General features: G+C 65.0%; 11 protein-coding genes. 4 read left to right on the forward strand and 7 right to left on the reverse strand.

The genetic code is table 11. From position 1 onward, the window contains the following. The first annotated feature begins 301 nt into the window (after positions 1–301). The 3 genes from XH84_RS21275 (at position 302) to XH84_RS39910 (ending at position 3,180) form a co-directional block, all read left to right on the forward strand. Positions 302–1,303 (forward strand): hypothetical protein, encoded by a 1,002-nt coding sequence (locus XH84_RS21275; RefSeq protein ID WP_164936319.1) that lies wholly within the window; start codon positions 302–304, stop codon positions 1,301–1,303. Positions 1,304–1,396: 93 nt separating this feature from the next. Continuing rightward, a complete protein-coding gene (locus XH84_RS21280; protein WP_128919973.1) occupies positions 1,397–2,938 on the forward strand; it encodes a hypothetical protein in 1,542 nt (513 codons plus the stop codon). Positions 2,939–3,015: 77 nt separating this feature from the next. Beyond that, entirely contained in the window at positions 3,016–3,180 is a 165-nt protein-coding gene (locus tag XH84_RS39910; RefSeq protein ID WP_164936318.1) for a hypothetical protein, read from the forward strand. A 50-nt stretch (positions 3,181–3,230) separates the two neighbouring features. Here XH84_RS39910 and XH84_RS21285 read toward each other — a convergent pair whose 3' ends face one another. The 3 genes from XH84_RS21285 to putA form a co-directional block, all read right to left on the reverse strand. Then, the gene (locus XH84_RS21285) at positions 3,231–3,878 is read right to left on the reverse strand and encodes a glutathione S-transferase family protein (protein ID WP_128919972.1); all 648 of its coding nucleotides are present in this window, start codon (positions 3,876–3,878) and stop codon (positions 3,231–3,233) included. A gap of 222 nt (positions 3,879–4,100) precedes the next feature. After that, positions 4,101–5,306: a CaiB/BaiF CoA transferase family protein gene (locus XH84_RS21290; protein WP_128919971.1), complete on the reverse strand. Its 1,206-nt coding sequence runs from the start codon at positions 5,304–5,306 to the stop codon at positions 4,101–4,103. Between the two features lie 114 nt (positions 5,307–5,420). Next, on the reverse strand, positions 5,421–8,432 hold the full coding sequence (putA, locus tag XH84_RS21295; protein WP_128919970.1) for a bifunctional proline dehydrogenase/L-glutamate gamma-semialdehyde dehydrogenase PutA: 3,012 nt from the start codon (positions 8,430–8,432) through the stop codon (positions 5,421–5,423). 114 nt (positions 8,433–8,546) lie between these two features. Between putA and XH84_RS21300 the strand changes: the two genes are divergently transcribed. After that, positions 8,547–9,008 carry an Lrp/AsnC ligand binding domain-containing protein gene (locus XH84_RS21300; RefSeq protein WP_018317238.1) on the forward strand — a complete coding sequence of 154 codons (462 nt, stop codon included), beginning with the start codon at positions 8,547–8,549 and terminating at the stop codon, positions 9,006–9,008. A gap of 172 nt (positions 9,009–9,180) precedes the next feature. On the opposite strand, the gene XH84_RS21305 is transcribed toward XH84_RS21300, so the two are convergent. The 4 genes from XH84_RS21305 to XH84_RS21325 form a co-directional block, all read right to left on the reverse strand. Continuing rightward, positions 9,181–9,381, reverse strand: coding sequence for a cold-shock protein (locus tag XH84_RS21305; RefSeq protein WP_008563500.1), 201 nt, complete (start codon positions 9,379–9,381; stop codon positions 9,181–9,183). A gap of 208 nt (positions 9,382–9,589) precedes the next feature. Then, entirely contained in the window at positions 9,590–9,898 is a 309-nt protein-coding gene (gene sorB, locus XH84_RS21310) for a SorB family sulfite dehydrogenase c-type cytochrome subunit (RefSeq protein ID WP_164936317.1), read from the reverse strand. Positions 9,899–9,910: 12 nt separating this feature from the next. Continuing rightward, positions 9,911–11,110: a SorA family sulfite dehydrogenase catalytic subunit gene (sorA, locus tag XH84_RS21315; RefSeq protein WP_128919968.1), complete on the reverse strand. Its 1,200-nt coding sequence runs from the start codon at positions 11,108–11,110 to the stop codon at positions 9,911–9,913. A gap of 358 nt (positions 11,111–11,468) precedes the next feature. Next, the gene (locus tag XH84_RS21325; protein WP_128919967.1) at positions 11,469–13,202 is read right to left on the reverse strand and encodes an adenylate/guanylate cyclase domain-containing protein; all 1,734 of its coding nucleotides are present in this window, start codon (positions 13,200–13,202) and stop codon (positions 11,469–11,471) included. Positions 13,203–13,458 lie beyond the last annotated feature (256 nt).

Raw genomic sequence — 13,458 nt, forward strand, 5'->3', positions numbered from 1 at the left:
GCAATCCAGGCTGTCCCTGCGGATTCTGGATTGCTTCGCTACGCTCGCAATGACGCTGTAGAGGCGGCGCTCTAAATTCTCTCGCGGTCACCCGAAGGCCGGCCTATTCCGCGGCCGTTCATCTTGGCCCGGTTACAAATTGTTTCATGCCCGCCACACCGGTTCCATCTTCCCGGCTCAATTCGGCCCCGGATAACTTCCTAAAATTTCGGTAAGCGGGTCCCAAGGTAAGGATTTCGCAAGCAATGAAAGTTACCAAAAGGTCAATCCAGAGCGGAGTATTTGAACTGTGAGCGAACCAATGGCTGAGCAGGCTGCCCAGGATAAGAGCGTCGTCGGAGCCGGGATGACAACGCCGCACACTGTCGAGGCCGAAGCCGGGATCGACGCCCCCTCGATTGCCCCCGACCACGAGGCGCCGCCCAAGCCGGATCCGGTGAATGTCGAGCCGCCGAAGATCGATCCGCCGAAGGTTGAGGTGCCGAAGCTCGAAGCCAGAATCGAGAAGGCCGAGATCAAGCCTGAGCCGAAGCCCGGCAAGCTCATCGTCATGGCGCCTGCGGAGCGGTCGTGGAATGGCTCTTGGGACCGCGAGGATTTTGCCCCGCATGTGAAGGCGGACGAGCCGCGCGAGGCCGCTGGCAAGCGGCGCCTCTCGGCGATGGCCGCGGTCGTGGCGATCGCGGCGAGCGTCGGCGCGATCAGCGGCGCGCTCGCGACCGCCGGCATGATGCATTTCGTCAGCCCGGCCCAGGCGCCGGTCCAGGTCGCCGACACCAGCGCGCTCGATGCTTCGGTCGCGCGGATCGATGCCGATCTCGTCGCGCTCAAGGCCAGTGTCGAGCACAGCACGAAAACCGGCGCCAGCCAGGTCAATCGCGCCAATGACCGCCTCGACAAGCTGGAGAAGGCCCAGGCCGAGCCGCTGGCCAAGATCGCAAAGCTGTCGGAGGCCGTCGATAAGCTCCGCGCCACGCCGCCCGCCGCTCCCGCGCAGCAGGCTGCCGCTGCCGCGCCCGCCAAGGAGACGACCGGCTCGATCGCGCCGACCCAGGTTGCGACCGCCGCCGCGCCGGCCCCGGTGGCCGCTAGCCCCAAGCCTGAGGTTGGCCGTCTGCCGACGATCGAAGGCTGGAGGCTGCGCAATGCCGCCAATGGGGGTGCGCTGATCGAGGGCCGTGACGGGCTCTACGAGGTCTATCCCGGCGATCCGATTCCGGGCGTCGGCCGCGTCGATGCGATCCGCCGCCAGGACGGCCGCTGGGTCGTTGTCACCAGCAAGGGGCTGATCGTCGCACGTTGAGCGTTCGATATCCGACTTTCGAAGAGGCGCTTCACCACTGTGTGAGGCGCCTTTTTGCTTGAATAGGCATCCCGGCGCGGTGTTACCTAAGGCATGAGCCGCGCATTGCGAATTCTCGTTGCTGCCGCCGTGTTGTTTGGCGGCGCCGCTTCGCTGTCGGCAGCGGAGACGGCGCAGCTGATGCGCGGCACGGCGATCACCGATGCCGATCTGTTGCGCCGGCTCGATGAAGGCGACGTCCTCACGATTTCGCGCCTGCTGGCGCCGGAGCGCAACGCGGATGGTTCGTTGACGACCGACCGGCTGTTCGCGTCGCTGCCGCAGCTCAAGGACATCCTGCCAGCGATCGACGCAGAGTTCGAACGCTACATCATCAGGCGGAAGGAAGCCTATCCGACTGAGACCATCGGCGTCGGCGAAGGTTTTGACGTGCAGCTGTTCGATCGGGCCAATCTGACGTCCCGCGACACGCGCTTCGTGCTGGCCGGCATCGTCAATCGCATGGACCGCGGCTATGTTTCAGAGGAGTCCTGCGGCGAGATCCGGCTGATCTATCGCCTGGCGCGGTTCGACGGCAAGCCCGACGGCGGCAAGGCCGCGACGCGCCTGCCAATGACGTTCAATCTGGTCATGAAGGCGCGCGATCCGCGCCAGACGGACGGGAACGGCAAGCCGATCGCCTGCGCCGACATCGCGCGGCGCTGGCTCGACAACGGCAATTGGCAGGAGCTGATCGGCAGCCCTGACGATGCCATGCTCGATCGCATCGAGACCAACATCCAGATCTCCGTCGCACCGAAATCGGCCCTGCACGATTTCCGCTCCGACTATCTGCTCAAGGTGTTCAAGTACGACGCTGCTTTGAAGACGTTCGCGGAAGCGGTGCTGGAGAACCAGATCGACCGCGACCGCCTGCTCGCCGACGGCGCGCTCCGGCGCGATTTCAAAGACTGGCTGCTCGCACCCGAGAACTTGCGCGAATTCGACCGCGGCACGGTGCTGATCCCGGAGAAATTCCTGGCCAAGGCTGCGGTCGTGCCGACGCCCGCGGGCCTTGACGCTTCCGCGCTGCAGCCGGAGTTCGGCATGATGCAAGGCGAGGGAAAAGGCGAGGGCAATAGCGATCCGGTCTTCACCGATCAGGACGTGGTCGGCGCGTTGAAGCAGGCGACCGCGCGGGGCATCGACATGCAGAGCGTCCGCTCGGTCGCGGGCTTCCAGCGTCGTCTCAACGACGTCACCTGCTCAGGGTGCCACCAGACCCGCGGCATCGGCGGCTTCCATTTCCCCGGCGTCGACTGGCTCGCGGACAGGCCGTCCAATTCCACCATCGTGCCAGCCTCGCCGCATTTCATCGGCGACCAGCCTCGTCGCCGCGATATCCTGGCCGCCTTCGCCACAGGCAAACGGCCTGATTTCTCACGCGGATTTGCCAGCCGGCCGCAGACCCGGGGCAGCCGGGAGCTCGCCGGCACGGAATACTGGGATGGCTGGGGCGCGCATTGTTCCCTGCAAGATGCGGGATTGGGAACGCCAGACAAGAGTTTTACGTCATGGAACTGTGCTAACGGTCTCAGCTGTCAGGCCGCCGCGGCTTCGCGCCGCATCGGCATGTGCTTCATCAAGACGCGTTAGCGTGATCCAGGAAAAGTGTGTAGCGGTTTTCCGAAGGATCACGCGCAAGATAAAGTCTCAAGCGGTTTGGATGACCCATGACGGACTCCAGCGAAGCCAACAAGGAGCGCAATCGCGAGATCGCGCGCAATGAGGAAGTCAAGCAGGTCACCGGCAGCGCCCGCGTCAGCATCTGGGCGGTCGCGATGGCTGTCCTCATCGGCGGCATCTTGTTCACCCTCGGCTGGCTGGCGCTGCGGTAGCTTCCCTTCGCCTCTCGCCGCTTGCGGGAGACGGGGAAGAGAGAGCGTCCTCACTTCGCGTAATTCGTCATCCGCTTGCCCGGCAGCAGCTCGTAGGCCGGCTTCCAGCCGGGCAGCGCGGCCATGCGGCCGAGCCAGGCGTGGATGGCGGGATGGCTCGCCGCAAAGTCAAAACCGTGCTCGTCGCTCGGATAATGCAGATAGGCCATCATCGAGATATCGGCGATGGTCGGCTTTGCGCCGATCGCGAATTCATTGTGCTGGAGATGCCCGTCGAGAATGCCGAGGAAGTCCTCGAGCCGGCGACGAAAATGCTTCAGCACCTGCGGGTCGTTCTTCTCGGTGAAGGCGCGCATGAAGCGATAGGTCGCCATGTAGCCGGTGAGCTTGTGGTTGTCCCAGAACAGCCAGCGCAGCAGCTCGAACTTTTCCTCCTCCGTCTCGGCGCCGAACCGGCCATATTGCTCGGCGAGCTTGAGCAGCAGCGGTGCGGTTTGCGTCATCTTCACGCCGTCGACCTCGAGCACGGGGATCTCGCCCATCTCGTTGACCGCCTTGCGCCATTCCGCCGTGCGCGTGACGCCGCCGCCAAAATCGGTCCAGACCGGCTCGAAGCTCTCGCCGCACAGCGTCAGCATCAGCGCCAGCTTGTAGCTGTTGCCGGATTCGGGGAAGTAGTGCAGGCGGTAGAGGGGCATGGGACCTCGCGAGGCGTGATGTCTTGCTGATTATTATACCGAGATGGTCCTGCGCCGTCATTGCGCGCGCAGCGAAGCAATCCAGCAATGCATCTGCGATGGGGTTCTGGATTGCTTCGCTACGCGCGCAATGACGGGGGCAGAGACGAGCCATCTCCTCCGCGTCGTCCCGAATCTGCGCTGACGCTTGTCCGGGACGACGGCGGAATGTGTCGCGCCGCCTTACCCGACAGCCCCCGAATCCCTCAGCTGCCTGATCGCCGCCTCGTCGTATCCCGCCCCGCGCAAAATCTCGTCACTGTGCTCGCCCACGGCGGGCGGCTTGCGCGGCTGGACTTTCCTGGCGCCGTCGATCCAGATCGGGCTGTTGATGGTGAGCATGGTGTCGTTCTCGAACGGCACCAGCACCTCGTTGTCGAGCATCTGCTTGTCGTTCGGGATGTCGTCCAAAATGGCGACGACGCCGAACACGAGGCCATTGCCGTCGAGTATCTTGCGCCATTCGGCGAGATCCCTGGTCGCAAAGGTCTCGTCCAAAATCTTGATCAGCTCGACCGAGCGGGCGTGACGATCGGTCTTGGTGGCGAAGCGGGGGTCGTTGATCAGATCCTCGCGCCCCAGGCACTTGGCCAGCGTCGGAAACTGCTTCTCCTCGCTCAGCAGCGACAGGATCAGCCAGCGGCCGTCCTTGCATTGGTAGTGGTTGGCGACCGCGTTGAGCGCGCGCTCGCGCGGGCGACGCTCGCCGAACTTGGCGCCGCAGAGCTTGGCCTGCGCCAGCACACTCGCCGCCCACACGCCGTTCGCCATCAAATTGGAGGCGACATGCGAGCCCTTGCCGGTCTTCTCGCGCTGATACAGCGCGGTGACGATGGCGCCGTAAAACGCCATGGCGCAGGGGTGGTCGCCCATGCCGGCGACCGAGCGGGCCGGCGTGGTGTCGGTGTCGGCGCGGACCAGGTCCATCAAGCCTGAACGCGCCCAATAGGCGTTGCTGTCGAAGCCGGGCTTGTTGGCTTCCTCGCCCTTCTCACCATAGCCGGTGAAGGAGGCATAGATCAGCCGGTCGTTGAGATGGGCGAGATGGTCGTAGGTGATGCCGAGCTTGGCGCGCACCGGCGGCGGCATGTTGGTGATGAAGACGTCGGCCTCTTCGACCAGCTTGTAGAGCACCGCCTGCGCCTCCGGCTTGGCCAGGTCGAGCGCGATGCTCTTCTTGTTGCGCGCTTCCAGCAGCCAGGCGAAATTGTGCTCGCCGGTGGGATAGCCCGGCAGGTTCGGCAGATTGCGATAGGGATCGCCAGCGCCGGGCGGCTCGATCTTGATGATTTCGGCGCCGAAATCCGACAGCACGGTCGCGGCCGCGGGCGCTGCGATGAAGCTCGCGCAGTCCAGAACCTTCAGGCCTGCAAAAATGCCCTTATCCATCGCAGCGTTGCTCCCTCGCTGTTGTCGTTTCCCGCGCGCTGGAATTGGCGCGGGCCACCATCGCAGCATTAGACCGATGTTTTGCGGGGATGCAACGGCGCCTGGCGCAGGGCGTTATTCCTCGCCCGCCAGCAGTGCCGCATTGCCGCCTGCCGCCGCCGTGTTGATGGTCACGGTCTGCTCGGTGGCGAAGCGCGCGAGGTAGTGCGGGCCGCCGGCCTTGGGGCCGGTTCCGGACAGGCCGTTGCCGCCGAACGGCTGTACGCCGACCACGGCGCCGATCATGTTGCGGTTGACGTAGATGTTGCCGATCTCAGCGCGATCGATGATGGCTTCGATCGTGTCGTCGATGCGCGAATGAATGCCGAGGGTGAGCCCGTAGCCGGTGCGTTCGATGACCTGCAACACGCGTTCGAGATTCTCCGCACGATAGCGGACGACATGCAGGATCGGGCCAAAGACCTCCTCGGTGAGCTGGCCGGCCTCCCCGAGCTCGAAGATGTGCGGCGCGACAAAGCAGCCCTCCGGTGCGTCGCCTGCAAAGTGCAGTCGCGCTTCGCTCTTCATCCGCGCGATATGCGCATCCAGGCGCTGCTTGGCCTCCATGTCGATGACAGGGCCGATATGGGTCGCGACATCGGAGGGATCGCCGATCTTGAGCTCGCGCGCTGCGCCCGCGATCATCTCGATCATGCGGTCGGCGACGTCCTCCTGCACGAACAAAAGCCGCAGCGCCGAGCAGCGCTGGCCGGCGGAACGAAATGCCGAGGTCACGACATCGTCGGCGACCTGCTCGGGCAGCGCGGTGGCATCCGCGATCATGGCGTTGATGCCGCCGGTCTCGGCGATCAGCGGTACGATCGGCCCATCCTTGGCGGCGAGTGTGCGGTTGATGCTGCGGGCGACCTCGGTCGAGCCGGTGAAGACGACGCCGGCGATGTCAGGATGTGCCGTCAGCATCGCACCGATCTTGCCGTCGCCGGTGACGAGATGCAGCGCGCTTCGGGGGATGCCGGCCTCGTGCAGCAGGGCCACGGCTTCGCGCGCGATGCGCGGCGTCTGCTCGGCGGGCTTTGCCACCACGCTGTTGCCGGCCATCAGCGCGGCCGTGACCTGGCCCAGGAAGATCGCCAGCGGGAAATTCCATGGCGAGATCGCGATGAAGACGCCGCGGCCGCGCATCGCGAGCGCATTGCTCTCGCCGGTCGGGCCGGGCATCGCCGTCTCGCTGCCGAACAGCTTGCGGCCTTGCGCGGCATAATAGCGGCAGAAGTCGGCGGCCTCGCGCAGCTCCGAGAGCGCATCGTCGAGCGTCTTGCCGCCCTCGGCTTGCAGGAGTGCAATGAAATGGGCGCTGCGGCTCTCCAGCAGATGCGCGGCCTGTTCCAGGGCCGCCGCGCGCGTGCCCGCCGGCGTCCGAGTCCAGGCGGCAAAGCCGGCGCGTGCCGCGGCGACCGCTGCATTGGCCTGATCCGGGGTGGCGTCGGCGACCGGCTTGAGGTCGGCCGTCTCGGCTTTGACATTCGTCATCAATTGGTGGAGTGCGGCCCGTTCGCCGAATTCGACGCCGCGCGAGTTGCGCCGCCCCGGAGCAAACAGGTCGCCCGGCAACGGAATTTTGGGATGCGCCGCCGCTTGCGGCCGGACAATGGCATCCGCCGGACGTTGCAGCAGCGCCGTAACAGGCACGCGGTAGTCGGCGCCCTGCGCCACGAAGGAGGAGTTGGCGCCGTTCTCCAAGAGCCGGCGCACGAGGTAGGCCAGCAGGTCGCGATGGCTGCCGACCGGCGCATAGGTGCGGGAGGCGATCTCAGGATGGTCCTTGGCGAGCTGCTCGTACAGCGCCTCGCCCATGCCGTGCAGGCGTTGGAATTCGAAGCCGCCCCCAGCTTGCGCGAGCTCCAGCACGGTCGCGACCGTCAGCGCGTTGTGGGTAGCGAATTGCGGGAAGATGCGCGGCCGCAAGGCCAGCAGCTTCGTCGCGCAGGCCACGTAGTTCAGGTCCGTCATCGCCTTGCGCGTGAACACGGGATAGCCGTCGAGCCCGCGCTCCTGCGCGCGCTTGATCTCGGTGTCCCAATAGGCGCCCTTGACGAGGCGCACCATCAGCTTGCGGTCATGCGCGCGGGCCAGCGCATCGACATAGTCGATCACAGCGCTGGCGCGCTTCTGATAGGCCTGGATCGCGAGGCCAAATCCGTCCCAGCCGGCAAGCGAGGGATCGGCGAGCGTTGCCGCGATCATGTCGAGCGACAGCTCCAGCCGGTCGGCTTCCTCGGCATCGACGGTGAAGTTGAGGTCATGGGCCTTGGCGCGCCGCGCCAGATCGAGCAGCAGCGGCACCAACTCGGCCATCACGCGGTCGCGGCTGATCGCCTCGAAGCGCGGATGCAGTGCCGAGAGCTTGACCGAGATGCCCGGCCGGTCGGGCAGGGGATGGTTGCCTGCCGCCTTGCCGATGGTCTCGATCGCGCTGGCATAGGCATCGAAATAGCGTTTTGCGTCCGCCGCCGTGCGCGCGCCTTCGCCGAGCATGTCGAAGGAATAACGCGGCTTCTGGCCGGAGCGTGGCCGGCCCCGCTCCAGCGCCTGCTCGATGGTTTCACCCAGCACGAAATGGTTGCCCATCAGCCGCATCGCCTGACGCGTCGCGGTGCGTACCGCCGGCGCGCCCAGTCGCTTCACGAGGCGGCCGATGGTGCCGTCGGGCGTCTCACCGGGCTGGATCACCCGTGCCGACAGGCCGAGGGCCCAGGCCGAGGCATTGACCAGGAACGCGGTGGACTTGGTCTCGTGATGGATGAAGTCGCCCTCGCCGAGCTTGTCCTCGATGAACTGGTCGGCGGTGCGCGCGTCGGGCACGCGCAGCAGCGCCTCGGCCAGCACCATCAAGGCGAGGCCCTCCTTGGTCGAGAGCGCGAACTCCCGCAACATGTCCTCGACCCCGCCAAGACCACCTGCAAGCCGGTCGTCGCGCTTGCGGATCGCCTCGATCAGCCGCGTCGCGGTACGGTCAATCCGTGCCTCCTGCGGCGAACTGAGATGGGAGGCCGGTAACAGCCGTGCGGCGATCTCGGCATCGTCAGGCGCGTAGGGGGCGCTAAAGGGAGGCGGGATGTTCGGCATGGCGTGTCCTGTGGCTGAGATTCAGGATAATGCCCGCATGACCGTAGTTCGATAGACAATCTAAGTGGTTTGCCTTAGAAAATGAAGACTGAATGGAAATTGACCGTATAGAATATGGAACTCGATCGCATCGACCGGAAAATCCTCTCGATTTTGCAGGAGGATGGGCGAATCGCCAATGTCGAGCTCGCCGAGCGCATCGGGCTGTCGCCGACCTCGATCGGCGAGCGGCTGAAGCGCTTGCAGCGCGAGGGCTTCGTCGAAGGCTATGGCGCGCGCCTCAACCCGCATCGGCTCGGCCTTGGCCTTCTGGTGTTCGTCGAAGTGCTGCTCGACAAGACCACGCCCGACAATTTCGAGCGGTTTGCCCGCGCAGTGAAGCTCGCGCCTGAGGTGCTGGAGTGTCACATGGTTGCCGGCGGCTTCGACTATCTTGTGAAGGCGAGGCTTGCGGACATGGCCGCCTATCGACGCTTTCTCGGCGAGACCCTGCTGTCGATGCCGGGCGTGCGCGAGACCCGGACCTATGCGGTGATGGAAGAGATCAAGCGCGACGCGCCGTTGCCGGTGGGCTGACGAGATGTCGTCGCGATTGTCATTGCTGCGGCGTTGAATGAGCGGTCTTCGCAGGAAAAATAGCTATCCTCGTGCAATCGCAACGCCTGTCGTCGAATGCACTGGCCGTCTTCTGAAATCTTCTTGGCCCGCTCCCGGAAGGTGATCCGGGAGGCAGCAAAGGCTGGCGGGCTTATACTTTGAGGTTCTCTGCGGAAGTCTTGCCCCGGTTTGCGATCTCTTCGTATTCCACCGTCTGTCCCTCGTTCAGGGTCGACAGACCGGCTTTCTGCACTGCCGAGATATGCACGAACACATCCTTACCCCCCGACGCAGGCTGGATAAATCCATAACCCTTCGTCGGGTTGAACCACTTGACCGTACCTTTAGCCATCACGACTTCTCCGCGGGTCTTCCTCCGAGATCGCGAACCGCCAGTCCCCGCCAACCGGCCGGTTCGGTCCTAACAGGATACGCGGAATGTGGCGGGCTTGGTAGCTCAAACCACATCGGCATTTTGCCGAATTCCGCTCAACTTCGCGGCGCTTTTGGCGGTTTTGCCCGTTTCGCGGTCAAATGGCCGGCGTGCTGCGCGCTCTCAGTCAATAGGTCGCGGCCAGGTAATCGACGATCTTGCCGACGTCGGCATCATTGATCGGCGCGCCGTAGACCTTGATCATCTTGGTTACCTCGGCCTGCCAGAAGCCCTTCTTGTCCTTCATCGGCGGCTGCGTCTTGATGTAGTCGGCCGAGTGGCAGGCGCTGCAATTGCCCTTGACGATCTCGAGATCGGGGCCCGGCTTGAACGCTGCGACCTCATCAGGGGTCTTGTAATTGATCGGCGCTGCGAGTGCCGACCCCAAAGCTGCGGCGAGGCCGAACGAGACGGCAAGGAGAACGGTGCGCTGCATGATCATTCTCCTTCAGGCGGCCGTCACGCGGACGGTTTCGACGACGTTGCGCAAATAACCCGCCGGGTTCCAGCGCGGCGTGTCCGGCTGCGTCTCGCCGCCATTTCCGGTGGCGCGCACCTTGAGCTCATGGCTGCCGGCCGCAAGCTTCACCGGCAGCTTCCATTCGCGGAAGGCGTATTTGCCGAGGTCCTTGCCGAGCTTGGCGCTCATCCAAGTCTTGCCGCCGTCGGTGGAGACCTGGACCTCCCTGACGCCCTTGCCGCCGTCGAAGGCGATGCCGCGCAGGGTGGTCGCGCCGGCCTTCAGCTTGGCGCCGTCAGGCACGCTGGTGATGAAGGAGCGGATGGTGAAGCGGTTGATCGGGATCGTCGCCTTCGGCGTGGTGCCGGGCTCGATCGAGTTGTCAGGCGTGTCGGGAATGCGATAGGCCGACTTCATCCAGAAGCCGTCAAAGACATTGTCGATGACATTGATCTCGTTGAGGTGCTTGACCCAGTAGGTGCCGTAATAGCCGGGCACGATCAGGCGCAGCGGGAAGCCGTTGAGGAACGGCAGGTCCTCGCCGTTCATGCCGTAGGCCAGCATCACCTCGCCATCGCGCGCGTGATCGACGTCGAGCGCCTTGACGAAATCAGGCGTCTTGTCGCTGACCGGCCCGTCCATGCCGTTGAAAGTGACCTGCTTGGCGCCGCTCTGAATGCCGGCCATCTCCAGCACCGCTTTCAGCGGCACACCGCGCCAGCGCGCGCAGCCCATGGCGCCGTTGGCGAGCTGGCCGCCGGCGACGCGCGGCTCGAAGAAGCCGCGGCTGTTGCCGGAGCATTGCGCCACCGCGACGATCTCCGTCGCCTTCATCTTCCGGATGTCCTTCAGCGACAGCTTGAGCGGCTTGTCGACCTTGCCCTTGACCTCCAGCGTGAATGTGTCGGGATCGAGATTGTAGGGCAGGTCGGAGAGGTGATAGCGCACGAAGAACGCGTTGTTCGGCGTGATCGGGCCGTCGTTGAAGATCGCAAACGGCGTCTCGAGCTGCGGCGGCCGGCTGGTCAGGCCGATCATCGGCCGCTTCTGCGGATATTTCACGACCGGCCGTTCGCCATTGGCAAAGGGCAGGGTGACGGTGTCGAGTGCCAACGCCCTCGTGGAATTCAGTGTGGCCGCAAGCGCGGCAAAGCCCGCTCCTTTGAGCAGGTCGCGTCGATCGAACATCCTCGTCCCCTCCCGGAGCTTTTCTTCGGTCTGCGGTTATCACCGCGGACCCGCGCTCATCTGTTGCAACGATTTGAACGAAGTCAATTCGTGCTTTCGCAGCGGGCCCATGCCGCTGCGTTGCAGCAGGCCGGTGTTACGTGGGGATGACATTGATTGCCTGGCTCGACGCCGCCGCCGGCTCGCTGCACCTCTCCCGCTTGCGGGAGAGGTCGGCACGCCCGGGCGATGCGAAGCATCGTCCCGCGTGCCGGGTGAGGGTTTTCTCCTCTAGGGGATTGTCCCGTTGGGGAAACACCCTCTCCCCAACCCTCCCCGCAAGTGGGGGAGAGAGCGCATCGATCTTGCCACTCGCACTTTACGCCGCGACCCGCTCGCTGCGGTCGACCAGCGCCGCCAGCTCCCGCGCATCCGTCACCACCCGCACCGCCATCGGCTCGTCGCGGCCGCGGATCGCGACCTCCTGTTGTGGCAGCGCATCGTCGGCGAGGCCCGCGCTGCGGCGGATCTCGTCCGAGACGATCGCCTCGCAGGCCAGCGTCTTGGTCATGTCCTGGAGGCGGGCGGCGACGTTGACGGCATCGCCCAGCGCCGTGAAGACGATGTGATCGCGATAGCCGATGTCGCCGATGATGACCTCGCCGCCGTGAATGCCGATGCCGAAGCGGATCGGCTGGCGAAGATCATGGCTCAAGAGCTGGTTCAGCTCGTCGATATGGGTGGCGATGCTGCTTGCCGCCTTCAGCGCCTGCCGGCAGGCGGTTTGCGGATCGGCCGTGAGCCCGAATAGCGCCAGCATGCCGTCGCCGACGAACTGGTTCGGCTGGCCGCCATTCTCGATGACGGCCTGCGACACCGCGCCGAGGAAGCGGTTGACGATGAACACGGTGTCGAACGGCAGCCGCTTCTCGGCGAGCTGCGTCGAGCCGCGCATGTCCACGAACAGGCTGACGAGATAGCGTTCCTGGCCGATGCTCGCCGGCGCCGAGGCATGCGCGCTCGCCGCCGACGTTTGCGGGGTAAAGAGCTGGAAGAACGAGAGGTCGGACGTCGGCCGCAACTGGCAGGCCAGCCTGATCGAGGGGTCGTTGGTGCCGACGCGGGTGAGCACGAAGGCCTCGCGCTGCGACGGCTCGGGCAGGGTGGCGTGATCGCCGATGATGCGGATGCGGCAGGTCGAGCAGCGGGCGCGGCCGCCGCAGACGCTGGCATGCGGCATATTGTGCCGCAGGCTCGCTTCCAGAACAGAGAGGCCCTTGGGAACCCGCACCGTCTTGCCGTTGCCGTAGGACAGCGCGATCATGCCGCCGCGCCGCTCGCGCCATGCCCGCACGCCGCGCGCCGCCAGCGCCAGGCCCAGCAGCCCGAAATAGGTGATGGTGAAGCCGCCGGTGATGCGATCGAGCGTCGCCGCCTCGGCCGTCGTGCCGACCTGGCGGGGGGTGAGATTGTGCGTGCGCCATTCCCCGTCATCGGCTTCGAACGCGACGCTGCGGCCGCCCTGGTAGATGCCGAGCAGCGCCAGCGTCGGGATCAGCACGGCGGCGGCGAGCAGATAGGGGGCGGCGCGCGGGAAGAAGGGCTTGAGGCGCAGCCAGAAGAAGATGCCGATGCAGCCGTGTACCCAGGCAATGAGAAGCAGGATCGTCATTTGCCAGAGCCGGCCGGGTGATGCGACGAAGAACAGATACAGCTCCTGCGGATAGAGTTTCTCGTGTTCGTACAGCGTCTGGCCGAGCCGCACGCCGATCACATGCCCCATGACCAATGCAGGGACGCTCAGCCCCAGCACGAGCTGAAGCGGCTCGATCGTCCGCCAGCGGAACTGTCGGCGCTGATACAGCGCGTAGACGCCGAGCCCCATATGCGTGAGCGCCGCCGTGTAAAAGAGGATCGCGACGGGGAGGAACCGCCAGAAGGCGATGTGATAATAGACCCCGGCCTCCATGGCCTCGACCGAGATATTGCCGAGCGCATGGTTGAGGAAATGGCTAACCACATAAGAGAACAGGATCAGGCCGCAGACAAGGCGCACCTGCCGCACGCTGGTCGCGCGGACGAATTCGGAGATGTGTGCAGCAGCGGTGGCCATGATTTGCTTGTATCAGTTCACCACGGAGAACAGCCAGCGTAGCGTTTAATTCCCGATGTGGACAGGTTGTGGGATCACATGCCTGGGAAAGCGCCTCACACCCCACCGTCGCCCCGGACAAGCGCGCCCTCAGGCGCGCGCAGATCCGGGACCCATAGCCACAGGGAGTGGCGATGGGCGAGCCGGCAACTCCGAGTCAGCGCCAAACTCCTTCCTGTGGTTATGGGTCCCGGGTCTGCGCTTACGCTTGCCCGGG

The organism is Bradyrhizobium nanningense (genome assembly GCF_004114535.1).
GTDB lineage: Bacteria > Pseudomonadota > Alphaproteobacteria > Rhizobiales > Xanthobacteraceae > Bradyrhizobium > Bradyrhizobium nanningense.

Excerpts from the sequence above, each read along its gene's own strand:
- XH84_RS21280 (WP_128919973.1), top strand. The coding sequence starts at position 1,397 with ATGAGCCGCGCATTGCGAATTCTCGTTGCTGCCGCCGTGTTGTTTGGC.
- XH84_RS21325 (WP_128919967.1), bottom strand. The coding sequence starts at position 13,202 with ATGGCCACCGCTGCTGCACACATCTCCGAATTCGTCCGCGCGACCAGC.
- XH84_RS21300 (WP_018317238.1), top strand. The coding sequence starts at position 8,547 with ATGGAACTCGATCGCATCGACCGGAAAATCCTCTCGATTTTGCAGGAG.
- XH84_RS21305 (WP_008563500.1), bottom strand. The coding sequence starts at position 9,381 with ATGGCTAAAGGTACGGTCAAGTGGTTCAACCCGACGAAGGGTTATGGA.
- sorA (WP_128919968.1), bottom strand. The coding sequence starts at position 11,110 with ATGTTCGATCGACGCGACCTGCTCAAAGGAGCGGGCTTTGCCGCGCTT.
- XH84_RS21285 (WP_128919972.1), bottom strand. The coding sequence starts at position 3,878 with ATGCCCCTCTACCGCCTGCACTACTTCCCCGAATCCGGCAACAGCTAC.
- XH84_RS21275 (WP_164936319.1), top strand. The coding sequence starts at position 302 with ATGGCTGAGCAGGCTGCCCAGGATAAGAGCGTCGTCGGAGCCGGGATG.
- putA (WP_128919970.1), bottom strand. The coding sequence starts at position 8,432 with ATGCCGAACATCCCGCCTCCCTTTAGCGCCCCCTACGCGCCTGACGAT.
- XH84_RS21290 (WP_128919971.1), bottom strand. The coding sequence starts at position 5,306 with ATGGATAAGGGCATTTTTGCAGGCCTGAAGGTTCTGGACTGCGCGAGC.
- XH84_RS39910 (WP_164936318.1), top strand. The coding sequence starts at position 3,016 with ATGACGGACTCCAGCGAAGCCAACAAGGAGCGCAATCGCGAGATCGCG.
- sorB (WP_164936317.1), bottom strand. The coding sequence starts at position 9,898 with ATGCAGCGCACCGTTCTCCTTGCCGTCTCGTTCGGCCTCGCCGCAGCT.